Genomic DNA, 24,292 nt, shown 5'->3' with positions numbered 1-24,292 from the left:
CCTTCAGCCGAACAACGCGGCACCATCGAAGGAGAGCAACATGACCGATCATGCAACCGTCGCTACCCGCTATATCGAGCTGTGGAACGAACGCACCCCGCAGCGCCGCCGCGAGATGCTGACCGCGAACTGGACGACGGATGCGACGTATATCGATCCCCTGATGAGCGGCGCCGGCCATGACGGTATCGATGCGCTGATCGACGGCGTGCAACAACGCTTTCCGGATTTCAGGTTCCGCCTGATCGGCGGGGCCAACGGTTTTGGCGACCATGTCCGCTTCTCCTGGGGGCTCGGTCCCGATGGCGGTGACAGCCCGATCAAGGGAACGGACTTCGCCGTGCTCAGCGACGGCCGCATCCGCAGCGTTACCGGGTTCCTGGATCAGGTCCCGGCGGGGTGACGGATGAGCAGGGTGGGTTGCGTTGCGTAACCCACCGATTCCTGGCGAGATGGTGGGTTACGGCTTCCGCCTAACCCACCCTACGCAGCGGAAATAATTTCGGGAACCTATCCGCCCCTGCCGCATCCAATCCCAATACCCTGTTATTGGTGGACATCATGCGTCAGGCCCACATGCCGAACATCGCACCCCTCGACACCGACGGCGCCGAACTGGTGCGCCGCGCCCTTGCCCGTGACGAAGCCGCGGTTCGCACCATCATGCAGGCCAACAACCGCAAGCTCTATCGCCTCGCCCGCGGCATCCTGCGCAATGATGCCGAGGCCGAGGACGTGGTGCAGGAAGCTTACGTCCGCGCGTTTACCCATCTGGAAAGCTTTCGCGGCGATTCCAGCCTGTCGACCTGGCTGTCGCGGATTGCGATGAACGAAGCCCTCGGCCGGCTCCGCCGCACGCGGCCATCCGTAGATCTGGACGCGCTGCCGCCGGGCAAACTCGAAGCCGAGATCATCCCCTTCCCTCTTGCCGCGTCTGACGATCCGGAAAAATCCATGGCCCAACGTGAAATTCAAGCGGTTGTCGAGCATGCCGTCGATGAACTGCCGGAAGCGTTCCGTCTTGTCTTCATCACCCGTGTGATCGAGGGGATGAACGTGGAAGAGACCGCCGAGATTCTCAACCTGAAGCCGGAGACGGTGAAGAGCCGATTACACCGCGCCCGCACCATGCTGCGCGAGATCGTCGAGCAGAAGATCGGTCCGGTGGTGATGGACGCGTTTCCGTTCGCCGGCAAACGCTGCGAACGACTGACGGACGCGGTGCTGAAGCGACTGGGGTATTAGGGCGCGCTTCCCGAGTGGGGCTTTCATCCTTCGCGACGCACCGTGGGGAGCGCGTCGAAGCCGCGCATCTCGAACCATGCAGGCCCTGTCTGCAGCAACATGCAACAAAATTAATTTTCCCGGAACCTCCGCCTACTTCCACCATCCAACACCTGTGCATCAACAACGCGCGGCTCGCCGCGCCACAGGAGTGTCAGACATGTTCATTCGATTGAGCGCGGCGATTGCCGCGTTGAGCCTGCTCGGCAGCGCCGCACTGGCAGAGGGCGCTAAACCCACCGATCCGCAGATCGCGCATATCGCCTACACCGCCGGGGTGATCGACATCAACGCCGCCAAGCAGGCGATCGCCAAAGCCACCAACAAGGACGTCAAGTCGTTCGCCGAAGATATGGTGCGCGACCACGAGGCGGTGAACAAGCAGGCGCTCGACCTCGTCAAGAAGCTGAAGGTGACGCCGGAGGACAATGACACTAGCAAGACGCTGTCGAAGCAGGCGACTGAAAAGCTCGCCGAGCTCGACAAGCTGAAAGGCGCCGAATACGACAAGGCCTACGTCGCCAACGAGGTGGCCTACCACAAGGCCGTCAACGGCGCGCTGGAGACGCAGCTGATTCCATCCGCCAGCAATGCCGAGCTGAAGAGCCTGCTGCAGACCGGCCTGAAGATTTTCCAGGGCCACCAGCAGCATGCCGAACAGGTCGCCGCCAAGTTGAAGTAGGGAGACCGCGATGCGCCGGGAATGCTATCTGCCGGTCATGGCCGCGCTGTTGTTCGGCGCGGTGGCGATCCCGGCGCAGGCGGCGACGATCCAGATCACAGCGGCCGATATGGTGTTCGCGCCGTCAGAGGTTTCCGCCAAGGTCGGCGATACCATCGAATGGATCAACAAGGACGTGCTCGTGCACACCGCGACTGCGCGCAACGGCGACTTCGACGTGATGATGCCAGCGAAGAAGACGGTGACGTCGGTGCTCAAAAGGGCCGGCACGATCGAATATTACTGCCGCTTTCATCCCAACATGAAGGCGGTACTGACGATCGCTCCGTAGCCGTCTTTGCGGGCCGGCAGCTCAGGCCGCCCGCACCGAGCTGAGAAACCTGCCGACCTCACGCTTGAGCCGCTCGCTTTCGCCCGACAGCGATTTCGCCGCGCCAAGCACCTGGGCCGAGGCGGACCCTGTCTCGCTGGCGCCGCGCTGCACATCGGCGATGTTGGAGGAGACCTGCTGCGTGCCGTTCGCGGCCTGCTGCACGTTGCGGGAAATTTCCTGGGTTGCCGCGCCCTGCTGCTCGACCGCGGCCGCGATCGTCGAGGCAATCTCCGACATCCGCCCGATCGTGTCGCCGATCTCCTTGATCGCCGCGACCGATTCCTGCGTCGCAGCCTGGATCCCCAAGATCTGCTGGCTGATCTCGCCGGTCGCTTTCGCGGTCTGCTCGGCCAGCGCCTTCACCTCAGAAGCCACCACGGCAAAGCCGCGCCCCGCTTCGCCGGCCCGCGCGGCCTCGATGGTGGCATTCAGCGCCAGAAGGTTGGTCTGCCCGGCAATGGTGTTGATCAATTCGACGACGTCGCCGATCCGGGTGGCGGCCCTGGCAAGTTCGGCGACGCGGTCGTTAGTCTTCCGCGCCTGCTCGACCGCCTCGCCGGCAATTCTAGCCGAGCCCTGAACCTGGCGGCTGATTTCGTTGACCGAGGACGCCATCTCTTCGGTGGCCGAGGCGACCGATTGCACATTGGTGGAGGCTTCCTCCGAAGCCTGCGCGACCACGCTGGTCAGCTCCTCCGCACGCTCGGCGGTCGCCGTCAGCGTGCCGGCGGAGGCTTCCAGCTCGGTCGAGGCCTGCGACACGACATCGACGATCTCGCCGATCATCGCCTCGAAATCGCTAGTGATCCGGTCGACGCGCTGGCCGCGATGGATCTTGGCATCCGCTTCCACCGCGGCGGCCTCGTCGGCCGCCTTCTTGGCGATCAGCGCGTCCTTGAACACCTGCAGCGACCCGGCCATCGCGCCGATCTCATCGGAGCGTCCGATCGTCGGGATGGTGACGTCGTGCCGGCCGGCAGCGAGATCGCCTACGACATCGGTCAGGTTGGCCAGCGGCGTGATCACGCGCCGGCGCAGCATCAATGTGACGCCGCCCAACACACCAAGCAGTGCTACGACGGCAACGCCCGCCAACGCCAGCATCGTCAGCGCGCTATCGCGCGCGGCGCCGGCACGTTCGGCGGCCTCGTTAAGCGCCGCATCGCGCACCGCAAAGAAGGCCTGTACGGCCGGCACGATCGCGCTGGCGAGCTGATCGGCATTGATGGCGTAGTTGCCGTCCGCGCGCCCAACCGCCATTTCCTTTTCCAGCCATGGTGCGGCCTTGCTGAAGTAGCCCTCGATCGCGTCGTGCATCGCCTTGGCTAGTCGCGGCGGGCTGCCGATCTGGTCGACGCCGGCCTCGATCCGTTCACGGTCGAGATCGACCCGGCCCTGGGCGCGGTCAGTAATAGCAATCTCAGCCGCCGTCAGCGGGCGCCGCGTGCTGATCGCAAGCGACATGGTGGCGGCGCGACCGCCGGCCGAGATCCGCAGATCCTGGGCGGTGCGGGCGACATTGAGCAGCGCGGTCAGCGAGGCATCCGCCATCGCCACCTGATTTTCCAATCTGTTCAACAGCGGCTCGAGAATCCCGACCACCGCGGCAATGCCCGGCAGGAAGCCTTTGATTGCTGCTGGATCGCGCACGCTCATCGGCACGGTCAGCGCGCGATCGCTGGCCGCGCGCACCTCGCCAAGCTTGGCCGCCGCCTGGTTAAGGCCCTCGACAATCGCAGCGCCATCGTTGAGCCCACCGACCACCGTCCGCGCCTTTGCGAAGGCTGCATCGGCCGCCTGCACAGCCTTCGCCACAACCTCGAGCTGGGCCGGTGTCGCCGCCTCTTCCCGGAACAGCGGCCCAACATAGGGCGCACGATAACCAGCGACCTGCTGGCCGACCGCCAGCACCGCGCCATAGGCCTCGACGGTCTTGATCGCCTCGCTCTTGCTGGCGAAGGTCCGGTACTGCGGGACAAGCACGCCGGCGCCGAGGATGATCGCCAGAACCGTTACCGAAAGCATCGACAGAGCAAAAAGCCGTCCGATCCGCATGTTGTGATTCCGCTGGGTTAAGCTGCGGTCAACGTGCGCAGAACTCGGCTAAAGCGGCCTTAATGCAGGCGGCCACGAAGGACGATGCGGGCCCCGTAAAAATACTGTGTTAGCGCCGCAGGACCATCACCAATCGCACCGCGACGCCAGCCTGCCACAGCGGATAGAGGAATGCGATCTTGTCGAGGCCAAGCGCGTCATCAAGCGCGAGCAGCGTGCCGAGGAGCGCGCCCGTGATCAGCATCGGCCACCACGCCGCAACCTGTCGCGGCCCAGCCGGCAATAGCGCGATCCCGAAGGCCATCACGGCCGTACCGACCAGACCGCCGGTCAGGCCGCCAAGCAGATAGCGCATCGCGCGCGGCGCATCACCGGTATTTCCCTCGACGAGGATCGCAGCATCCACCGCGCAGACGAAGGCGATCATGGTGATGATCGCGGCGAGCAGCGCCGCCCACCATGCATTGCGGCTGAAGCATCGCCCCAGAATGAAGACGAGCACCGCGAACGGCAGCGCAATCAATGCAAGGCGAAACTGAACCAGGGGAAACCGGCCGTTGCTGCCGACGAGATTGTCGACCAGCGCGGGCAGCCACGTCGTGGCAATGCCCGATACGAGCCCGCCGGCAGCGACCATCAAGAGATTGTTATGCGAGATGTCAGCGGGAGTGATCGCCTGGGTCAACGCTCACCTCGCTGGAGGAACTGGAGCGGGCGAAGGGAATCGAACCCTCGTATGCAGCTTGGGAAGCTGCCGTTCTACCATTGAACTACGCCCGCGAGGTTGCGCCTGATGATTTAGCCGACCTCGCGCCATCCGCCAAGTTATTCCGTGAGCCGCCTCGCTTCACTGTTAACTTCCCGCAAAATTCCAGATGCGGCTGCGCACGCCGGTAGTATGATCGACTTTCGGGGCAGATAGCATATGACGGGGCGCGGCTACAGCATTTTCGACACGGGGATTGGCCGCCGCGCCATTGCATGGAGCCCGGCGGGCATCATCGGCGTGCAACTCCCCGAAATGCGCGAGATCGACACGCGGCGGCGCCTCTACCAGCTTTATCCTGACGTCCGCCAGCTTACCCCGCCCGCGAATACCCAGGCCGCGATCGACGGCATCACGGCGCTATTGCGCGGCGCGGCCTGCGATTTCGCCGATGTGACGCTCGACATGGCCGGCATTCCCGGCTTCAACCAACGCGTCTACGCCTACGTCCGCACGATCCCGCGCGGCGAGACGCGGACCTATGCGGCTGTCGGCATTCGCGCTTCGGGGGCGGTTCGTTCTGTCGCGCAGGCGATCGGCCGCAACCCCTTCATGATCATCGTGCCGTGCCATCGCGTGCTCGAAGCCGGCAATTACGCCGACAAGATCTCAGCCAATGGCGGGGCGATCTCCAACCGGCGGCTGCTGTCGGTCGAGGGCACCAGCCGGATGCCCGGCAAGACGCTGTTCGACGGTCGGCTGCCGGTTGCGCCGCCTCGCCCTCATCCTTAAGTAGGCGGCATGATCGCAACCACGCTGCTTGAACGCAAATCGGTATCCGTCTTCAATTTTCGCTGCACCGCAGGACCGGGCGACAAGCCGTTCGCGGAGCAGCACGGCGGCCACTCGATCTCCTATGTGCGCAAGGGCAGTTTCGGCCTGCGCAGCCGCGGCAAATGCAGCGAGCTGGTGGTCGGATCGGTGCTGGTCGGCCATCCCGGCGACGAATATACCTGCACCCACGAGCATGTCTGCGGCGACGAATGCCTGTCGTTCTTCTTTACCCCTGAATTGGTGGAGACGATCGGCAACCGCAGGGCGCCGTGGCAGATCGGCTCGGCGCCGCCGCTGCCCGAGATCGTAGTCCTGGGCGAGCTCGCCCAATCGGCAGCAGATGGCAGCAGCGACATTGGCCTCGACGAGATCGGCCAAGTGCTGGCGAGTCGCCTCGTCGAGGTGGTTTCCGGCACGCGGCGCAAATCCGGCCCCAATGCGGCGCGCGACCGCCGCCGCGCGGTGGAAACCGCGCTGTGGATCGACGCCAATTCGCACCAGCCGATCAACCTGGAAGATGCCGCCGCGAAGGCCGGGATCAGCCCGTTCCATTTCCTGCGATTGTTCTCGCAGGCGCTCGGCGTCACGCCGCATCAATATCTGGTGCGCTCGCGGCTGCGTCATGCCGCGCGGCGCCTTGCCGAGGACGACGCGCCGATCACCGATATCGCCTATGACGTCGGCTTTGCCGACCTTTCCAATTTCGTCCGCACGTTCCATCGCGCCGCCGGCGCCTCGCCGCTGAAGTTCCGCCAAGCCTCACGCGGCATGCGCAATATTTTCCAAGAACGGCTGGCCCTGCACTAGCTAGGCTTTCTCCAGGCCGCGCGCTTTTCGCGGCATTTTTGACTGGAGAACAGCATGTACGATCACATCGGATTGCGCGTCGCCGACCTCGACGCCAGCGTGCGCTTCTATACGGCCGCGCTCGCGCCGCTCGGCTTCGAATTGTGCTCGCGCGATGATTCCGGCGCCGGCTTCGGGCCGAAGGGCGCGCCCGCGCTCTGGCTGCATTTGCACAAGGGCAAGGCTGGCACCGGCGCGCATGTCGCCTTTCGCGCCAAGGACCACGCCGCGATCACAAAATTCCATGCCGAAGGCCTGAAGGCCGGCGGCCGCGACAATGGCGGCGCAGGCCTGCGCGCGGATTACAGCCCGACCTACTACGCCGCGTTCCTGATCGATCCCGACGGCAACAATGTCGAGGCGGTGTGTACGTAAGCCCCCGCTCTCTCCCCATCGTTGCGAGCGGAGCGAAGCAATCCATAGCGCCACACAGGAAAGATGGATTGCTTCGTCGCTTCGCTCCTCGCAATGACGACTTCAGCAATCACCACTTACCAACCAAGGACTCACACCATGGCTTCCGTCCACAAAGAGATCATCATCGACGCAAAGCCCGACCACGTCTGGGACGCGCTGCGCGATTTCGGCGCGCTGCATACGAGACTGGTGCCGGGCTTCGTGACCGACACCAAGCTCGACGGCGATGCGCGCATTGTCACGTTCGCGAACGGCACCGTCGCACGCGAAATCCTGGTCGATTGCGATGAGGCGCGGCGGCGGCTGGTCTATGCCATCGTCAGCGAGCGCATCCGGCAGCACAGCGCGTCCGCGCAGGTGTTTGCCGAGGCCGACGGACGTACCCGTTTCGTCTGGATCGCCGACGTGCTGCCGAACGAGTTCGCGCCCTACATGGATGGACAGATGGATCTCGGGCTCGCGGCGATGCAGAAGGCCCTGAGCCGCAGTGCGGCCTGAACGATCGGTCCAGACGTGATCCTTCTCACAGATCGGCCATCCGCCGGTTCCTAGCCTCACCCCTTGCGCCCGAACGGTGCCGCCGTCCGCGGCTGCCGGCGCATGAGGAGTGAAGACGATGATGGGAGCTCACAAGCTGATCTGCCAGGCAGCCGCGCTGTTGCTGCTGACACTAACGTCGATGCCGGCGAAGGCGCAATTCGCCGGCTTTGGCGGCGGCAGCGGCGGCCAGGATATGATGACGCAGATGGCGCCGATGCTGGAGATGATGAAGGCGAAGATGGGCAAGCGCCGCTTCGCGGCGATGATGCAGACCATGGGGCCGATGATGAGCCGTATGATGGAAAACGGCGGAGGCGGTTTCGCCGGCATGATGGGCGGCGGAATACCGGGCGGCTTCGGCGGCATTCCAACGGGCGGCGGTTACGTGGGCGAAGGCTACGGTATCACCGCCGGCAATTACGGCGGCATCGGCGGCGGCGACTTCATGGGCATGCTCGGCGGCGCCGGCGGCAGCGAGCTGACGGGCATGGTGCCGCAACTGATCCGCATGGCCAATGTCGGCGGCGGCCGGCATGGGCGGAAGCGTTCGCGGCGGTAGGTAGCTCCGTCATTGCGAGCGACGCGAAGCAATCTATGGCGCCACAGGCGGAGAGATGGATTGCTTCGTGGTGTCATCGGGCGCGCATTTCGCGCGACCCGTTGGCTCCTCGCAATGACGATCGCTAAGACAACGCCGGCCTAGCCTCCGCCACGGGCTGGGGCTTCGGCCCCCAGCGCGTCAGGATCACGCTGAGGCAGGACAGGCCGCCGAGCAGCACCATCGACGACGCCGCCAGCACGAAGAAATTCTGCGCGGTGGCGTCGTGCGATGACAGCCACCAACCGCCGGCGCCGATGAACAGCAGCCGCACGCTTTGCGCCAGCACCGGACCAACCACCTTGGCCGCGCCTTGCGATGAAAAATAGCAGGTCGTGGCGAGGCCGAGGAACGCGTACATCGGCGCCGCCGTCGACAAATATTGCCGGCTCGCGGCACGCACGCTCGCATCGTCCGTGAACAGATTGACCCAGATGTCGGGAAATGTCGCGATGAAGCTTGCCACCGTGCCGACCGAGACGAAGGCGACGAGTCCCGCGATCCAGCAGATCCTGCGCGCCCGCGCGATGCGCCCCGCGCCAACCGCCATGCCGACCATCGGAACGCAGGCGATGCCGACCGCGAACGAAATCGAGGTCAGCATGAATTCGAGCCGCGCGCCGATGCCGTAGCCCGCGAGAATTTCGGTGCCGAAACTCGCCAGCATATGGGTGAAGATGCTGATGGTCAGCACCGACTGCAGCGGCGAGAAGCAGGCGATCGCGCCAACCTTCAGGATGTCGATGAACATCGGCATCCGGATGCGCAGGCCACGGACCTTCGGAATCACGCGCGCGCGGCCCGAGAACAGATACCAGGACATCACGGAGATGCTGACCAGATAGGCGATCAGCGAGCCGGCCGCGACGCCGCGCATGCCGAACTGCGGGATCGGGCCGAGGCCGAGCGCGAGCGTGCCGCCCAGAATGATCTGGCAGGCTGACGAGGACAGCATCAACAGCGACGGCAGCTTCATGTTGCCGGTGCCGCGCAAGATGCCCGACATCGTGTTCATCAGCCACGGCACGACGGCGCCGCCGAAAAAGATCTGCGTGTAGGCGACCGCCTGCGTCAGCACCTTGCCGCGCCCGCCGAGCAGTTCGAACAGTGCGGGGCCGAAAATCAGCATGCCCAGCATGAAGACGAGCCCGAAGCAGAAGCCGATCAACAGCGCGTGCGATGCCAGCGTCGAGGCGCGCTCAACGTCGCCGGCGCCGAGGGCGCGGGCAATCGCCGAAGCCACGCCGCCGCCCATGGCGCCGCCCGACATGGTCATGGTCAGGATCACGGTTGGAAACACCAGCGCCATCGCCGCCAGCGCCTCGACGCCGAGCCGTCCGATATAGGAGGTTTCGGCGATCACCACGCAGGTGCCGGCGGTCAGCGCGATCACGTTGGGCCAGGCCAACCACAGCAGGGTGCGCAGGATCGGGCCGTCGAGCAGCGCATTCTTCGCCGGCGCGTCCGGTAGCGGAAGCGGGCGCTCCTTCTCGTCTACGGGAATTTCGGCGACGCCAAGCTCGGACATTTCTGCTCCCCGCCCGCGGACTTCGGTACCACGGCGCGCTGCTTCCTAGCATGGCGGCGGGTGATTCCACGTGCGCCGGGCGCAACGGGGGCCTGCGGGATTGCGGGTGACCCGCGATTTCGGGCCTGTTTCACGCCGATTTCAGTGCCAGGCCAAGAACGTTCAGCCGAGCAACGCATTGTAAGGGCGACATCCCGATGGAGGCCAACCATGCGTAGAAACATCCTGCTGACCGTTGGCGTCGCCGTGCTGGCGCTGCCGCTGGCCGCCTGCAACGACCCCAAGGACACCGCGACCGTGGCCCAGAGCTATGGTCCTTCGCCTTCCCTGCCGCCGCCGGAACACTCCTGGATCCCAACCGTGGATATTGCCTCGGTCAACCGCTGGCCGGATGGCGCCAAGCCGATCGCCGCCAACGGCATGACGGTCAATGCCTTCGCCACCGGGCTCGACCATCCGCGCACCGTCTACACACTGCCGAACGGCGACGTGCTGGTCGCCGAGAGCAACGCCCCGCCGAAGCCGGACGACGGTAAGGGCATCAAGGGCTTCATCTACAAGCAGGCGCAGAACTGGGCCGGCGCCGGCGTGCCGAGCGCCAACCGCATCACCCTGTTGCGCGATGCCGACGGAGATGGCGTGGCCGAATTCCGCAGCGTGTTCCTGAGCAATCTGAATTCGCCGTTCGGCATGGTGCTGGTCGGCGAGGACTTTTACGTCGCCAATACCGATGCGATCGTGAAATTCCCCTATCGCGAGGGCGACACCCAGATCAGCGCCCCCGGCACGAAGCTGGCGGACCTGCCGGCCGGCACGATCAATCACCACTGGACCAAGGATCTCACCGCCAGCCCGGACGGCACGAAACTGTATGCGACCGTCGGCTCCAACAGCAATGTCGGGGAAAATGGCATCGAGGCCGAGAAGGATCGCGCCGCGGTGCTGGAGGTCGATCGCGCGAGCGGGAAGTGGCGCGTGTTCGCATCGGGCCTGCGCAACCCGAACGGTCCAGCCTTCAATCCGAAGACGGGTGAACTGTGGGTCGTCGTCAACGAGCGTGACGAGCTCGGCAACGATCTCGTGCCCGACTACATGACCTCGGTAAAGGATGGCGCGTTCTACGGCTGGCCCTACAGCTATTATGGCGACCATGTCGACACCCGCGTCGAGCCGCGGCGGCCGGACCTGGTGCAGAAGGCGATCGCGCCGGATTACGCGCTCGGCGCGCACACGGCTTCCCTCGGGCTTGCCTTCAACACCGGCAACCTGTTTCCGCAGGAGATGCAAGGCGGCGCCTTCATCGGCCAGCACGGCTCGTGGAATCGCAAGCCGCGCTCGGGCTACAAGGTGATCTTCGTGCCGTTCAAGGACGGCAAGCCATCCGGCGGGCCGCAGGACGTGCTGACCGGCTTCCTCAGCGACAAGGGCGATGCGCAGGGCCGACCGGTCGGCGTGCGGCTCGACAAGCATGGTGCGCTGCTGGTCGCCGATGACGTCGGCAACACGGTATGGCGCGTGACGCCAGCGGCGAAATCGGCGTCGCGGTAGGGTGAGGTTTTCGTGCCCCGGACGCCACACAGCACGAAGTGATGCGCGGCAGAGCCGGGGCCTTCGTTCGATTGTCTGCTGAGTAAGCTGAGTCCCGGCTTAGCGCGCACGTTACCGGACGATGCTACGCATCGCCTAGGCTGCACCGCGTCCGGGACACGACAGAGCTACACCCGGAAATGCTTGCTTAGCTTCAGGCCCTGCGCCTGGTAGTTCGAGCCGATGCGCTGGCCGTACATCGCATCGGGCCGCGACAGCATTTTCTCGTAGACCAGGCGGCCGACGATCTGGCCGTGCTCCAGGATAAACGGCACCTCGCGCGAGCGCACCTCGAGCACGGCGCGGGCGCCCTTGCCGCCGGCGCCGGCATAGCCGAAGCCGGGGTCGAAGAATCCCGCATAATGCACGCGGAATTCGCCGACCAGCGGATCGAACGGCACCATCTCGGCGGCATAATCCGGCGGCACCTGCACGGCTTCCTTCGAAGCCAAGATGTAGAACTCGCCGGGATCGAGGATCAGGCTGCCGTCAGATCGGGCCGGGATCGGCTCCCAGAATTCGTCGACCGCGTAGCCGCCGCGGCGGTCGACATCGACGACGCCGGTGTGGCGCTTGGCGCGGTAGCCGACGAAGCCGCCGGTGTTCTGCCCGGACAGATCGACCGACAGCGCGACGCCGTTGGCGAGATCGGCATCATCGACGTCGACCAGCCGCTCGGCGCCATGCAGCGCATCGAGTTCGTCGGCATTGAGGATGGCCTCCCCGGTGCGGAAGCGCACCTGGGAGAGCCTGGAACCCTCGCGCAGCAGCACCGGGAACGTCTTCGGGCTGATCTCGGCATAGAGCGGACCATGATAGCCGGCGCCGATCATGTCGAAGCGGCGGGTGCCGTCGGCGATCACGCGGGTGAAGACGTCGAGCCGCCCGGTCGAGCTTTTCGGATTGGCGGCGGCGACGATTTCCGGCGGCAGCGCGAGGCTCTCCAGCAGCGGCACGATGTAGACGCAGTTGGTCTCCAGCACCGCGCCATCCGAGAGGTCGATCTCGTGCAGCTTCAATTCGTCGATGCGCTCGGCGACGGTTGAATCAGGTCCGGGCAGGAAGCTCGCACGCACACGGTAGGCGATGTCGCCGAGCCGCAAATCGAGGCTTGCCGGCTGGATCTGGCTTTCGACAAATGGGTATTCGGGCAGGATCAGGCCGGCATCCGCCATCGCCGCGATGATGCGGTCGGGCAGAATCCCGTTGGCGTCGGGCGGAAGCGTGAACGGCACGGCGCGGTCCTCTGAGGTGGCCCATCCGGACGCCAAAATAGCATCCAAACCTTGTAAATATAGGCTCTTACGGGTTATCCGATGACCGCCTTGACTGAAAGGGCGCAAGCGAATATCAGCATGACTTATCCCGTGGTGATTTGAGCCGGCCGGCTTGCAGCCACGTTAAATAAATCGCTAAACAGGCCGGGGACACGTGTGATCCCGGCCTGTGGAAATTCTTCCAGGCCGGTTTTTTGTGACCATTTTCCAGTGGTCACGTCGGAGGTCACATGTCTGAATCCAAATCTTCGGAATCCAAGTCTTCTGAAGCGAAGTCGTCTGCCGCCCGCTACCGCCCGGAAACCCGCCTGGTCCATGGCGGCACCCTGCGCTCGCAATTCGGCGAGACCTCGGAAGCGTTGTTTCTGACCCAGGGCTACGTCTACGACAGCGCGGAGCAGTGCGAGGCGCGCTTCAAGGGCGAGGCCCCCGGCTTCATCTATTCGCGCTATTCCAATCCCACGATCGCGATGTTCGAGCGCCGCATGATCGAGCTCGAGGGCGCGGAAGCCGCACGCTCGACCGCGACCGGCATGGCCGCGGTGACGACCGCGATCCTCGCACCACTTCGCGCCGGCGACCATCTGGTCGCCTCGAAGGCGCTGTTCGGCTCCTGCCTCTACGTCGTGCAGGAGCTGTTGCCGCGCTACGGCATCGAGACGACGCTGGTCGACGGCCTCGATCTCGACCAGTGGCGGCGCGCCTTGCGGCCGAACACCAAGTCGTTCTTCCTGGAGAGCCCGACCAATCCGACGCTCGACGTGCTCGACATCCCGGCGATTGCCGAGATCGCGCATAGCGGCGGTGCGCGGCTGATCGTCGACAACGTCTTCGCCACGCCGATCTGGCAGAGCCCGTTGTCGCTCGGCGCCGACGTCGTGGTCTACTCCGCAACCAAGCACATCGACGGCCAGGGCCGCTGCCTCGGCGGCATCATCCTGTCCTCAGAAGCCTTCATTGCCGAACACATTCATAACTTCATGCGGCAGACCGGCCCGTCGCTGTCGCCGTTCAACGCCTGGGCCCTGCTCAAGGGACTGGAGACGCTCGGCGTGCGGGTGCGCGCGCAGACCGAGAGCGCGGCGAAGATTGCGGACGCCCTCGCCTCGCACCCGAAAATCTCGCGCCTGATCTATCCGGGCCGCGCCGATCACCCGCAGGCGGCGCTGGTGAAGAAGCAGATGCGCGCCGGCTCGACGCTGATCGGCTTCGAGGTCAAGGGCGGCAAGGCGGCGGCGTTCCGCGTCCTCAACGCGCTGCAGATCTCGCGCATCTCCAACAATCTTGGCGATGCCAAGAGCCTTGTCACGCATCCGGCGACGACGACGCATCAGCGGCTGACACCGGAGGCGCGCGCCGAGCTCGGCATCAGCGAGGGCTTTATCCGCTTCTCGGTAGGGCTCGAGCATGCGGATGATCTGATCGAGGATTTTGCGCAGGCGCTGGAAAAGGCGTGAGGATGGTGATGCGAAGGGTGGGCAAAGGCGCGTAGCGCCATGCCCACCATGCTATCCGGATATGCGGCGTGAGATGGTGGGCTCGCTCCGCCCACCCTACAGCACTAACTACATCGGCCGGTACGTCCGCACGTCGCTGGGCACGTTGACGCCGAGCTTGATCTGGCCGACCGACTTGATGATGTCGTCGCCGAGCAGTTGCGCGAAGCAGGCATAGCCCCAGTCGCTCATGTGCAGGCCGTCGGAGGTCACGAAATTCTCGATCGGGATCGCCTGCTTCTCGTGCCAGTCCTTCATGACCGCGAAGCGCGGGAAGATTCCGACCTTGCGCAGTTCGGCGACCTTGCCCAATAGCTTCGTCATCTTGCCGGCGCTTTCAGCGTGCTCGTTGACTCGCGGTGAATATTGCGGATCGATCAGCACGACGTCGGAGCCAACGGCCTGAATGCGCGAGATGCCTTGCTCGACGAGCTTGGCCGTTTCGTCCGGATCGAGGTTGCGCAGCACGGCGTTGGTGCCGACCTGCCAGATCACGAGGTCCGGATGCAGATCGATCACCGCGGTCTGCAGCCGTTTCATCATTTCCGGCGCGTCCTCGCCGCCCTTGCCGGCGTTGACCACGGAGATGTAGGCCGTCGGATATTGCCGGCGCAATTGCGCGGCGAGCCGGTTGGGATAGGTGAACTCGGGCGCACTGGAGCCGTAGCCTTGCGTCGACGACGAGCCGAACGCGACGATCACCACCGGCTGGCCGTTCGCGAGCTTGCTTGCGACGCGCGGCAGCGAGCCCATCGTTTTGGAGGCGCCCTTCGGCGGCAGGCAGGGAACGCGGCTGAAGATATCGCCGGCCGATTTGGCGGCCTCCTTCACCTTGTCGATCGCCTTGCCGGTGATGCCCTTCGCGGCCGGATTGGCATTGGCCGTCGTAGCAGCTGACGGCACGGAGCTTTCAGGCGCCGGCTTTGGCTCAGCCTTGTTTTCGGAAGCGTTCCCGGTCTTGTTCTCAGACGCGTTGCCGGTTTGGGCTTGATCGGACAGCGCCGCGTGCTGGCCGGCCGGGGGCGGAGCCGTCTGCGCCTGCAGCGCCGCCGGCGCTAGCAGCGCCACGGCAGCAGCGGAGACGGCCAGCCAAATCGTTAAACGAAAAGGGTAGTGAGAACTCATTAACGCCAGTCCTAATTTTGCTGCGCCGGATCGAGGCGGGCCGCATCGAGCACAAATTTCGACAGCGCGCGGCCGAGGCAGGCATGAACCCGTTTGGCCATGTCGGTGCCGTGAAAACTACCGAACAGATCGAAATCTCCAGCGTCGTTCCAGTGACGCATGATGGCAAAACGGTCGAACAGTGGAACCGAGTGCTGCTGCGCCACAACCTTCATGTTATCTAGGTATGGCGGCGCGGAAATCATCGTTTCCGTGCGAGGGCTATATTGCAGATTGACCAGCACTACATCGGTTCCCGCATTTTGCAGCGCAGCAACCCCGTTGTCGATGGCACCGCGAAAATCGTCGGGATCGACGGATCGCATAGCATCGACGGTTCCCGTCTGCCAGATGACCAAAGTAGGCCTTTTTGCTTCCACCAGCTTAACGAGGCCGGCATCGACCTCCTCGGCGGTCTTGCCGCTCTGTAGTTCTACGGAGAGGTTGATCGGGATCGTGGGCAGCTTCTCCTTCAGGGCCGCCTGCAGTCTGGCCGGGTAGGCGCTGCTCTCCGAGGACAGGATGGTCGAGGAGCGGCTTCCCACTACCAGGACAGTGAGCGGCCGGGCGTTCTTGACGGCCTCGGCGACCTTCGGAAGAGTGCTTTCGGTGGCGAGGAGGTAGGATGGGACCTCGCAGGTCTGCGCGGCGGCGGCATCCTTGTCTTGGGCCTTATCCTGGGCGCGCACGGGGCCGGCGGCTGCAAGGCCCGCGAACAGCGTCAGGACCAGCACAGCTCCGGAGCGGGGTTTCATACGCTTCCCCCCGCCATATCCGCATTGATGACCGGCTTTTTCGTTTTCGACGCTCCCTTGTCGGCCGAATGCTTGTACCACGAAATTACCCACGCCATGCCCCACATGGCGAGGATTCCAACTAGGCTGACGAGGGCGTGCGTGAGGGCCCCCCCGCCGACTTCGGCCAGCACGAAATGCCCCGCAAAGGCCAGGAAGACGCCGAGGCAGAATATCTCAAGCGAATGCTGGCCGCAGAGGATCAGTGGTCGCAGCCAAGGCGATTTGAGCCCTGACCAATTCCTCGGCAGGAAGCGCACGGTAAGCGCCGCCAGCGCCAAAAAATGGGCAAAGCGCAGCACGTCGAGATCCGTCTTGGTGATCGGATACATCCACTGTTCGAGCCGCTTGGGCATCAGGAAGCTGAGCTGCGGGATGTGCCAGGTCAGCGTGACGAAGAACGCGAACAGCAGATAGGCAACGCAGATCCACAGCGTCACCTGCGAGGACAGGATGGCCGACATGCGCTGCGCCCCGCCGAGCGCGCACCAGGCGCCGAACACGAACAGCAACTGCCACGCAAACGGATTGAAGATCCAGAAGCCGCTCGGATAGGCCGTCAGGTACCAGTCGAACTGCCAGGTCAGCGCGTAGAGCAGCACGGACAACGCCAGTCCGATGTCCGCCCGCCACTTCAACAGCCACAGGATAACAGGCAAGAACAGCATCAGCACAATGTAGAGCGGCAGCACGTCCATGTTGACGGGGCGAAAGCGCAGCAGCAGCGCCTGGACGATGGTGACGTCGGGCTGCTTGAGGAAATCCATGATGCCCATTTCTTCGCTGTAGAGCGGGTTTTCGAAACGGGTCGCGACATAGGAAATTTCCGCCAGGAAGATCGTGAACAGGAACACATGGGCGACGTAGATCTGCCAGACCCGCCGCATGATGCGCGCGGTCGCCACGACGAACCCGGCCTCCAGCATCGCCCGGCCATAGACAAAGGCGGCGGTATAGCCGGAGATGAAGATGAAGATCTCGGTGGCGTCGGAAAATCCGTAGTTGCGGATCGTGAACCAGGTCAGGATATTGGTCGGCAGATGGTCGATGAAGATCAGCCACAGCGCCATGCCGCGAAACAGGTCGAGCCGCAATTCGCGCTCTCCGGTGACCGGCAGCGCAATCGCCGGGGCGGCGGCCTTGACGTCGCCGGCTTTGGCATCGCTGAGAGGCGTTCCGGCAACTGGATCGGCAATGGACGACATCGGGCACCGTTGGTTGAGCTTTGACGCGTGCACTGTCCGGAAAAGATAATATCGGCCCGCAGCTTGCACACAAGATACGCCAACAGCAGATACGGGGCCGGACCGCGCGCGGTTGCGCTCTAGAGCGGAACTGTGTTGAAACCGCGGTCAGGCAAGCGACAAACCGGATGGCGTGGCGATTGGTTCCGCCGGTTTTCCCGGCTATGATAAGGCGCAGGATTTCCGGAAATTTGCTCGCATGTACCGCGCCGTCACCCGCCAGATCGAAGTTACCGTCGAACCAAACTTCCTGCCGGAGCGCTCGTCGATCGATCGCGGTCAGTATTTCTGGTCCTACACCATCGTCATCACCAATACCGGCGCCGAGACCGTGCAGCTTCGCACCCGGCACTGGATCATCACCGACGCGACCGGGCGCAAGCAGGAGGTTCGCGGCGAAGGCGTGGTCGGCGAGCAGCCGGTTTTGGCGCCGGGCGAGCGCTTCGAATACACCAGCGGCGTGCCGCTGCAGACCGCCTCCGGCTTCATGACCGGACGCTTCCAGATGGTCAACGAAGGGGGCGAACGCTTCGAGATCGACGTGCCCACGTTCTCGCTGGATAGCCCGGATAACGGGCGGCGAGTGTTGAATTAGGGGCAGCCCTCGCCGTTGTTGCGAGATGGCGATCAACCCCGACTGTCATCCCCGCGAAGGCGGGGATCCAGTACGCCGCGGCTTCTCGGCTCGAGCACTGGCGTCTCTGGAATAATGTCAAAGCCGGGCGATGACAACCGAATGTGAGGCGGCGACTAGCGAAATCGATGCGTGCCCACCATCAAGCAACGCACTTGGTGAGAGATGGTGGGCACGTTGCTTGCGCTCCTTTGCGCACCCCACGAAACAATGACTGAGCGCTACTCCTCGACGCCCGCTTCGTGGGGCGTGAACTGGTAGACCGAGGAGCAGAACTCGCAGGTCACCACCACCTTGCCGTCTTTGACCATGTCGGCGCGGTCCTTCGGCGCAAAACTCTTCAGCATGGCCGAGACCGCCTCGCGCGAGCAGGAGCACTGCGCGCGCAGCGGCAGCGGCGTGAACACGCGCACGCCGCGTTCGTGGAACAGGCGGTACAAGAGACGCTCGCCCGACAGGTCGGGATCGATCAGTTCGACATCCTCGACGGTACCGATCAGCGACTGGCCCTCGACCCAGGCATCGTCCTCGGCGACCTGATGCGCTTCCGTGCCCTCAGGCGCATCGCCTGGATGCAGATCGGCCTGCCGCGCCCGCTCGGGCGCCTTCGGCAGGAATTGCAGCAGCATGCCGCCGGCACGCCAGCGATGCTTGCCGCCGTCGCCGCCGCGCCATTCCTCGCCGACCGCAAGCCGCACGCGGGTCGGGATCTGCTCGGAGCGCAGGAAATATTCATGCGCAGCATCTTCCAGGCTGCCGCCGTCGAGCGCGACCAGGCCCTGATAGCGGCTCATGTCGCCGCCCTGATCGATGGTCATCGCCAGATGGCCCTTGCCGAGCAACTGGCCGGACGTCAGACCGTCCTTCAGGCGCCGCACGTCGTAGCGCGCATAGGCGCGCAGGCGATCGGGCGACTGGAAATCGACGATCAGGAACGACACCGGGCCATCGGTCTGCGTCTGCAGGATGAAGCGGCCCTCGAACTTCAGCGCCGAGCCGAGCAACGTCGCCAGCACGATCGCTTCGCCGAGCAGCTTGCCGACCGGCGTCGGGTAATCATGCTTCGTCAGGATGTCGTCGAGCGCGGGGCCGAGCCGGGTCAGCCGCCCGCGCAGGTCGAGCGCGCCGACCTCGAACGGCAGCACCGCATCATCGACGGGAATGGCCGACGGCGCGCGAACGGGCGCATCGCCAGCGATTTTCATGTCGGGGGATTGTGAAACCATGGCGCTCTATCTGGGGTCTGAGAGGGCAAAGCGTAAGGGGTGAAGAGCGGAACGTTGAGGGCCGTTCAGCTCTCTCATGTCCCGGACGCGGTGCAGCGTGTAACGCTGCTCCGCAGAGCCGGGACCTATTGTGCATGCAGCGAAATGGGCCCCGGCTCTGCAGCGCACTGCTTGCGCGCTGCGCTGCGTCCGGGGAACGCAAGTCGCGAAGATCCGCCTACGCTACTTCGTTGAAACACCAGGCCAGAATGCCCTTTTGCGCATGCAGGCGGTTCTCGGCCTCTTCGAACACGACCGATTGCGGGCCGTCGATCACCTCATCGGTGACCTCCTCGCCGCGATGTGCAGGCAGGCAGTGCATGAAGATCGCCTCCGGCTTGGCCAGCGACATCAGTTTTTCGTTGACCTGGTAGGGCTTCAGCACGTTGTGACGGTGCTCGCCCTCCTTGTCGCCCATCGACACCCACGTGTCGGTGACGACGCAATCGGCGCCGCGCACGGCGGCTTCCGGATCGGTGCCGAGCACGATCGGCGCGCCGGTCGCCTTGATCCAGTCACGCATCGCCTTTTTCGGCGCGAGCTCCGGCGGAGTAGCGACATTGAGCTTGAACTTGAAGCGCTCGGCCGCGTGCGCCCAGGACGCCAGCACGTTGTTGTCGTCGCCGGTCCAGGCCACCGTCTTGCCCTCGATCGGCCCACGATGCTCCTCAAAGGTCATCAGGTCGGCCATCACCTGGCAGGGATGCGAGCGCCGCGTCAGCCCGTTGATCACGGGCACGGTGGCGTGCGCGGCGAGCTCCAGCAGTGCATCGTGGTTGAGGATGCGGATCATGATCGCATCGACATAGCGCGACAGCACGCGCGCGGTGTCGGCGATGGTCTCGCCGCGGCCGAGCTGCATCTCGGCGCCGGTCAGCATGATGGACTCGCCGCCAAGCTGGCGCATGCCGACGTCGAACGAGACCCGCGTGCGGGTCGAGGGGCGCTCGAAGATCATCGCCAGCGTCTTGCCTTCGAGCGGCTTCTTGTTTCTCTCGTGCGCCTTCAGCTTAGCCTTCATGTCGGCGCTCAAGGCCAGCATGTTGCGCAGTTCGTCTAACGGCAGCTCGTTGATATCGAGGAAGTGACGGACGGACTTGCTCATCATCCCGCCGCCTTCTTGAGCTGTGTAGCCGACAACGCGGCGCAGGCGCTTTCGAGCATCTGAACGGACTGGTCGATCTCGGCCTCGCTCACGATCAGGGGCGCGAGGAAACGCACGACATTGTCGCCGGCGCCCACCGTCAGCAGTTTCTGATCGCGCAGCGCGTTGACTAGATCGCCCGACGGCACCACGGCCTTGACGCCGACCAAGAGCCCCTCACCGCGCACTTCCGAGAGCACGGCAGGATAGCGGTCGACCACGGAGGCGAGCTTCTGTTTGAGCAGCAGCGACATCTTCTGCACATGGTCGAAGAAGCCGGGTTTCAGCATCACGTCGAGTACGGCATTGGCGGCAGCGATCGCCAGCGGATTGCCGCCGAACGTCGAGCCGTGCGAGCCCGGCGTCATGCCGGAGCCGGCTTCCGCCGTCGCCAGCACTGCGCCGATCGGGAAACCGCCGCCGAGCGCCTTGGCGAGCGACATCACATCCGGCGTCACGCCGACGCGCTTGTAGGCGAAGAGATCGCCGGTGCGGCCCATGCCGGTCTGCACCTCGTCGAAGGCGAGCAGCAGGCCCTTCTCGTCGCACAGCTGGCGCAGCGCCTTGAAGAAGGCCTGCGGCGCCGAGCGCACGCCGCCCTCGCCCTGCACCGGCTCGATCAGGATGCCGGCAGTCTGCGGGCCGATCGCCTTCTTGACGGCTTCGAGATCGCCATGCGGCACCTGGTCAAAACCGTCCATCGGCGGGCCAAAGCCTTCGAGATATTTGGCGGAGCCGGTGGCAGCGAGCGTCGCCAGGGTGCGGCCGTGGAACGCGCCTTCGAAGGTGATGAGGCGGTAGCGCTCCGGGTGTCCCTTGGAAGCATGATAGCGGCGCACCACCTTGATCACGCCTTCCATCGCTTCCGCGCCGGAATTGCAGAAGAACACCAGGTCGGCAAAGCTCTGCTCGCAGAGCCGCGCGGCGAGCTTCTCGCCGTCGGGCGACTTGAACAGGTTCGACATGTGCCAGAGCTTTGTCGACTGCTCCTGCAGCGCCTTGACCAGATGCGGATGACAGTGGCCCAGCGCGTTCACCGCAACCCCCGAGGTGAAGTCGAGATAGCGCTCGCCGGTGGTCGACGTCAGCCAGCAGCCCTCCCCGCTTTCGAAGCCGAGATCGACCCTGGCGAAGACGGGGAGCAGATGCGACGTGGCGCTATTGGTCATGACGATCACTTGAAGTTGGAGACCTGCCTTCAAGACCTGCCGCGGAGCACACGCGTGCCTTGGCGCGAAGGCGGCAACAGCCGGTCTTGCGAAACGAAACGTGCCGCCTCTTAAGGGCGGCACGTGAGAGGTATTCTATGTGCGCGCGGGGCGCTGTCAACACGCCATGGAACGGCCGTTCCTGCAGTGCAGGATGGCAAAATCCGTAGGATTGCGGTGTGGTGGAAAACACGCAGTGCAATGCCTAGATGTCAGAACATGTGGACGTTGAGGCCCGGACTCTTGCGCCCGAGTCACGCCATATTGTAGCTTTTGGACTGTCGGGTACGACATCTCGTGCGGCAGTTTTGATCCCTTAAGAGTCTTTTGTGAAAGCGTAAACGTTCGGGCGCCCTTCCGCGCCCGGCGAGGGCTAAGGGATTCTGACCGCAGGGATTTTTGAGACGAATGACCCGCGGGCGCTGCCCCGAATTTGGCCGGCGCGACGCGAAGGGAAACATACGATGACGGTATTGACCTGGTCCGACGATCGCGTCGAGCAGCTGAAGAAGCTCTGGGAAGCCGGTTTATCGGCCAGCCAGATAGCCGCGGAACTCGGCAATGTGACGCGGAACGCCGTGATCGGCAAAGTGCACCGCCTAGGCCTGTCCGGCCGTGCCAAGAGCCCCTCCTCGGCCGCGCCGCGGCAGCGCAAGGCGCGCCCCGCCGCCCAGCAGATGATGCGGGTATCGCGGCCGGTGTCGCGCGGCAACACCGCGCTCGCGCACGCCTTCGAGGTGGAGCTGGAGCCCGATCCGGTCGCCTTCGACAATGTGGTGCCGATGAGCCAGCGGCTGTCGCTGCTCGAGCTGAACGAGGCGACCTGCCACTGGCCGGTCGGCGATCCCGCGAGCCCCGAGTTCTTCTTCTGCGGCGGCAAGGCGCTCACCGGCCTGCCCTACTGCGCGCACCACTCGCGCGTGGCCTATCAGCCGGCCGCCGATCGGCGGAGGCAGCAGCCGAAGCAGACGCGGTAAGGGCGAGCTGCCTCAATGAGGTCGTCCCCGCGAAGGCGGGGACCATAACCCCCATTGTCTGTGGTTATGCCGAGCTGGAGCTCCAGCGCATTTCAAAAATCGAGATTTGTGGTTATGGGTCCCGGCTCCTGATGCGCAATTGCGCATATGGGCCGGGACGACAGTGATGCGAGCCGAGATACCGCGGAACGCTACTGTGGCTGCTCCGCCTTCGCGAACCGGTCATCCAGCGCATAGCCCGCGCCGCGCACGGTGCGGATCGGGTCCTGCTCGCGGCCGGGGTTGAGCAGCTTGCGCAGGCGGCCGATGTGAACGTCGACGGTACGCTCGTCGATATAGATGTCGCGGCCCCAGACGCTGTCGAGCAGTTGCTCGCGGCTGAAGACGCGGCCGGGATGCTCCAGGAAAAATTCCAGCAGGCGATATTCGGTCGGGCCAAGATCGATCTGGCGGCCGGAGCGCGCGACGCGGCGCTTCTCGCGGTCGAGCTCGATGTCGCCATAGGTGAGCACCGTAGCAAGGCGCTCGGGGCTGGCGCGCCGCAGCAGGCCCTTCACCCGCGCCAGCAGTTCCGGCACCGAGAACGGCTTGACGATGTAGTCGTCGGCGCCGGTCGCGAGCCCACGCACGCGCTCGCTTTCCTCGCCGCGCGCGGTCAGCATGATGATCGGCAGCTGCTTGGTCTCGGGCCGAGCCCGGAGGCGGCGGCACAGCTCGATGCCTGACAGGCCCGGCAGCATCCAGTCGAGCACGACCAGATCCGGCACCCGCTCCTTCAACCGCGTATCGGCATCATCGCCGCGGGCGACGGTCTCGACCTCATAGCCTTCGGCGTCGAGGTTATAGCGCAACAGCGTGGTCAGCGCTTCCTCGTCCTCGACCACCATGATGCGTGCGCTCATCCTGTCATCCTCAGCTATTGGGAATGGTCGCAGCAAACGTCGTCATGTCGCCCTTCGGGCGCTTGTCGAGCATCTGCTGTCCCTCGATCATGTAGAATACGGTTTCCGCGATATTGGTAGCGTGGTCGCCGATCCGCTCGATGTTCTTGGCGCAGAACATCAGGTGAATACAGAACGAGATGTTGCGCGGGTCTTCCATCATATAGGTGAGCAGCTCGCGGAACAGCGAGGTGCAGATGGCATCGACTTCCTCGTCGCCCTTCCACACCGCCATCGCGGCCGGCAGATCGTGCGCTGCATAGGCGTCCAGCACCGACTTGACCTGCGACTGCACGAGGTCGGTCATATGTTCGAGGCCGCGCATCAGCTTGAGCGGCTGGAAATCGTTCTCCAGCGCCGAGACGCGCTTGCCCATGTTTTTGGCGAGGTCGCCGATCCGCTCAAGGTCGGTGGCGACGCGCATGGCGCCGACGATTTCGCGCAAGTCGATCGCCATCGGCTGGCGGCGGGCGATGGTCAACACCGCGCGCTCCTCGATCAGATGCTGCAGGCGGTCGATCTCGACGTCGGAGGCGACGACGCGCTTGCCGAGCGCAACATCACGGCGCACCAGCGCGTCGACGGATTCGGTGATCATGCGCTCAGCCAGGCCGCCCATCTCGGCGACGAGACGGGTCAGTTCCTGAAGGTCGCTGTCAAATGCCTTGGCGGTGTGTTCGGAAGCCATCTCTCAAATC

25 protein-coding genes, 1 tRNA gene and 1 riboswitch are annotated in these 24,292 nt (G+C 64.5%); of the genes, 13 read left to right on the top strand and 13 right to left on the bottom strand.

The features are described 5' to 3' along the window. The first annotated feature begins 40 nt into the window (after nucleotides 1-40). The 4 genes from RX331_RS03355 to RX331_RS03340 all read left to right on the top strand — a co-directional run bounded on the left by RX331_RS03355 (nucleotide 41) and on the right by RX331_RS03340 (nucleotide 2,297). Nucleotides 41-403 (top strand): nuclear transport factor 2 family protein, encoded by a 363-nt coding sequence (locus tag RX331_RS03355; RefSeq protein ID WP_317255241.1) that lies wholly within the window; start codon nucleotides 41-43, stop codon nucleotides 401-403. A gap of 158 nt (nucleotides 404-561) precedes the next feature. After that, nucleotides 562-1,245 (top strand): RNA polymerase sigma factor, encoded by a 684-nt coding sequence (locus tag RX331_RS03350; RefSeq protein WP_317255240.1) that lies wholly within the window; start codon nucleotides 562-564, stop codon nucleotides 1,243-1,245. Between the two features lie 199 nt (nucleotides 1,246-1,444). Continuing rightward, nucleotides 1,445-1,966, top strand: a complete 522-nt coding sequence (locus RX331_RS03345) for a DUF4142 domain-containing protein (RefSeq protein WP_317255239.1) — start codon at nucleotides 1,445-1,447, stop codon at nucleotides 1,964-1,966. A 10-nt stretch (nucleotides 1,967-1,976) separates the two neighbouring features. After that, the gene (locus RX331_RS03340) at nucleotides 1,977-2,297 is read left to right on the top strand and encodes a cupredoxin domain-containing protein (protein ID WP_317255238.1); all 321 of its coding nucleotides are present in this window, start codon (nucleotides 1,977-1,979) and stop codon (nucleotides 2,295-2,297) included. A gap of 21 nt (nucleotides 2,298-2,318) precedes the next feature. Here RX331_RS03340 and RX331_RS03335 read toward each other — a convergent pair whose 3' ends face one another. From RX331_RS03335 to RX331_RS03325, 3 genes are all read right to left on the bottom strand, one after another. Beyond that, nucleotides 2,319-4,394 carry a HAMP domain-containing methyl-accepting chemotaxis protein gene (locus RX331_RS03335; protein ID WP_317255237.1) on the bottom strand — a complete coding sequence of 692 codons (2,076 nt, stop codon included), beginning with the start codon at nucleotides 4,392-4,394 and terminating at the stop codon, nucleotides 2,319-2,321. Between the two features lie 109 nt (nucleotides 4,395-4,503). Beyond that, nucleotides 4,504-5,079 carry a hypothetical protein gene (locus RX331_RS03330; RefSeq protein ID WP_317255236.1) on the bottom strand — a complete coding sequence of 192 codons (576 nt, stop codon included), beginning with the start codon at nucleotides 5,077-5,079 and terminating at the stop codon, nucleotides 4,504-4,506. Between the two features lie 21 nt (nucleotides 5,080-5,100). Next, nucleotides 5,101-5,174 (bottom strand) — tRNA-Gly (locus tag RX331_RS03325). 145 nt (nucleotides 5,175-5,319) lie between these two features. Between RX331_RS03325 and RX331_RS03320 the strand changes: the two genes are divergently transcribed. From RX331_RS03320 to RX331_RS03300, 5 genes are all read left to right on the top strand, one after another. After that, nucleotides 5,320-5,892 carry a methylated-DNA--[protein]-cysteine S-methyltransferase gene (locus tag RX331_RS03320; RefSeq protein WP_317255235.1) on the top strand — a complete coding sequence of 191 codons (573 nt, stop codon included), beginning with the start codon at nucleotides 5,320-5,322 and terminating at the stop codon, nucleotides 5,890-5,892. Nucleotides 5,893-5,901: 9 nt separating this feature from the next. Continuing rightward, the gene (locus RX331_RS03315; protein ID WP_317255234.1) at nucleotides 5,902-6,741 is read left to right on the top strand and encodes an AraC family transcriptional regulator; all 840 of its coding nucleotides are present in this window, start codon (nucleotides 5,902-5,904) and stop codon (nucleotides 6,739-6,741) included. A gap of 54 nt (nucleotides 6,742-6,795) precedes the next feature. Continuing rightward, nucleotides 6,796-7,155, top strand: a complete 360-nt coding sequence (locus tag RX331_RS03310) for a VOC family protein (RefSeq protein WP_317255233.1) — start codon at nucleotides 6,796-6,798, stop codon at nucleotides 7,153-7,155. 138 nt (nucleotides 7,156-7,293) lie between these two features. Continuing rightward, nucleotides 7,294-7,695 (top strand): SRPBCC family protein, encoded by a 402-nt coding sequence (locus RX331_RS03305; RefSeq protein ID WP_317255232.1) that lies wholly within the window; start codon nucleotides 7,294-7,296, stop codon nucleotides 7,693-7,695. Between the two features lie 118 nt (nucleotides 7,696-7,813). After that, nucleotides 7,814-8,296, top strand: a complete 483-nt coding sequence (locus tag RX331_RS03300; protein ID WP_317255231.1) for a hypothetical protein — start codon at nucleotides 7,814-7,816, stop codon at nucleotides 8,294-8,296. Nucleotides 8,297-8,420: 124 nt separating this feature from the next. Here RX331_RS03300 and RX331_RS03295 read toward each other — a convergent pair whose 3' ends face one another. Continuing rightward, the gene (locus tag RX331_RS03295; RefSeq protein ID WP_317255230.1) at nucleotides 8,421-9,863 is read right to left on the bottom strand and encodes an MATE family efflux transporter; all 1,443 of its coding nucleotides are present in this window, start codon (nucleotides 9,861-9,863) and stop codon (nucleotides 8,421-8,423) included. A gap of 210 nt (nucleotides 9,864-10,073) precedes the next feature. Between RX331_RS03295 and RX331_RS03290 the strand changes: the two genes are divergently transcribed. Beyond that, on the top strand, nucleotides 10,074-11,411 hold the full coding sequence (locus tag RX331_RS03290; protein WP_317255229.1) for a sorbosone dehydrogenase family protein: 1,338 nt from the start codon (nucleotides 10,074-10,076) through the stop codon (nucleotides 11,409-11,411). 167 nt (nucleotides 11,412-11,578) lie between these two features. Here RX331_RS03290 and RX331_RS03285 read toward each other — a convergent pair whose 3' ends face one another. After that, nucleotides 11,579-12,685, bottom strand: a complete 1,107-nt coding sequence (locus RX331_RS03285; protein ID WP_317255228.1) for a 2'-deoxycytidine 5'-triphosphate deaminase — start codon at nucleotides 12,683-12,685, stop codon at nucleotides 11,579-11,581. A gap of 122 nt (nucleotides 12,686-12,807) precedes the next feature. Next, nucleotides 12,808-12,887: riboswitch (SAM riboswitch) on the top strand. Nucleotides 12,888-12,957: 70 nt separating this feature from the next. Between RX331_RS03285 and RX331_RS03280 the strand changes: the two genes are divergently transcribed. Beyond that, a complete protein-coding gene (locus tag RX331_RS03280) occupies nucleotides 12,958-14,184 on the top strand; it encodes an O-succinylhomoserine sulfhydrylase (protein ID WP_317255227.1) in 1,227 nt (408 codons plus the stop codon). Nucleotides 14,185-14,292: 108 nt separating this feature from the next. Here RX331_RS03280 and RX331_RS03275 read toward each other — a convergent pair whose 3' ends face one another. From RX331_RS03275 to RX331_RS03265, 3 genes are read right to left on the bottom strand one after another with little or no spacing between them, the layout of a single operon-like run. Then, complete coding sequence (locus RX331_RS03275) at nucleotides 14,293-15,348, bottom strand: SGNH/GDSL hydrolase family protein (protein ID WP_317255226.1); 1,056 nt, start codon at nucleotides 15,346-15,348, stop codon at nucleotides 14,293-14,295. Between the two features lie 11 nt (nucleotides 15,349-15,359). After that, nucleotides 15,360-16,142, bottom strand: a complete 783-nt coding sequence (locus tag RX331_RS03270; RefSeq protein WP_317255225.1) for an SGNH/GDSL hydrolase family protein — start codon at nucleotides 16,140-16,142, stop codon at nucleotides 15,360-15,362. Further along, nucleotides 16,139-17,386 carry an OpgC domain-containing protein gene (locus RX331_RS03265; RefSeq protein WP_317255224.1) on the bottom strand — a complete coding sequence of 416 codons (1,248 nt, stop codon included), beginning with the start codon at nucleotides 17,384-17,386 and terminating at the stop codon, nucleotides 16,139-16,141. The genes RX331_RS03270 and RX331_RS03265 overlap by 4 nt, the downstream gene beginning before the upstream one ends. 238 nt (nucleotides 17,387-17,624) lie before the next feature. Between RX331_RS03265 and apaG the strand changes: the two genes are divergently transcribed. After that, entirely contained in the window at nucleotides 17,625-18,020 is a 396-nt protein-coding gene (gene apaG, locus RX331_RS03260; RefSeq protein ID WP_317255223.1) for a Co2+/Mg2+ efflux protein ApaG, read from the top strand. Between the two features lie 260 nt (nucleotides 18,021-18,280). Here the strand turns inward: apaG and RX331_RS03255 are convergent, their stop codons facing one another. The 3 genes from RX331_RS03255 to RX331_RS03245 all read right to left on the bottom strand — a co-directional run bounded on the left by RX331_RS03255 (nucleotide 18,281) and on the right by RX331_RS03245 (nucleotide 21,637). After that, complete coding sequence (locus RX331_RS03255; protein ID WP_317255222.1) at nucleotides 18,281-19,285, bottom strand: Hsp33 family molecular chaperone; 1,005 nt, start codon at nucleotides 19,283-19,285, stop codon at nucleotides 18,281-18,283. A gap of 217 nt (nucleotides 19,286-19,502) precedes the next feature. Next, a complete protein-coding gene (gene argF / locus RX331_RS03250; protein WP_317255221.1) occupies nucleotides 19,503-20,429 on the bottom strand; it encodes an ornithine carbamoyltransferase in 927 nt (308 codons plus the stop codon). Then, a complete protein-coding gene (locus tag RX331_RS03245) occupies nucleotides 20,429-21,637 on the bottom strand; it encodes an aspartate aminotransferase family protein (protein ID WP_317255220.1) in 1,209 nt (402 codons plus the stop codon). Before RX331_RS03245 ends, argF begins: the two co-directional genes overlap by 1 nt. Before the next feature lie 503 nt (nucleotides 21,638-22,140). Here RX331_RS03245 and RX331_RS03240 point away from each other — a divergent pair. Continuing rightward, nucleotides 22,141-22,653, top strand: a complete 513-nt coding sequence (locus RX331_RS03240) for a GcrA family cell cycle regulator (RefSeq protein WP_317255219.1) — start codon at nucleotides 22,141-22,143, stop codon at nucleotides 22,651-22,653. 191 nt (nucleotides 22,654-22,844) lie between these two features. On the opposite strand, the gene phoB is transcribed toward RX331_RS03240, so the two are convergent. Together phoB and phoU are read right to left on the bottom strand one after the other, a co-directional pair. Next, a complete protein-coding gene (gene phoB / locus RX331_RS03235) occupies nucleotides 22,845-23,555 on the bottom strand; it encodes a phosphate regulon transcriptional regulator PhoB (RefSeq protein ID WP_283031785.1) in 711 nt (236 codons plus the stop codon). Nucleotides 23,556-23,565: 10 nt separating this feature from the next. Then, entirely contained in the window at nucleotides 23,566-24,282 is a 717-nt protein-coding gene (gene phoU / locus RX331_RS03230) for a phosphate signaling complex protein PhoU (protein ID WP_317255218.1), read from the bottom strand. Nucleotides 24,283-24,292 lie beyond the last annotated feature (10 nt).

It is taken from the genome of Bradyrhizobium sp. BWA-3-5 (assembly GCF_032917985.1).
Taxonomy (GTDB): Bacteria; Pseudomonadota; Alphaproteobacteria; order Rhizobiales; family Xanthobacteraceae; genus Bradyrhizobium.
Note: the sequence above shows the minus strand (reverse complement) of the source record. Positions and strands in the feature narration are given on the sequence as shown.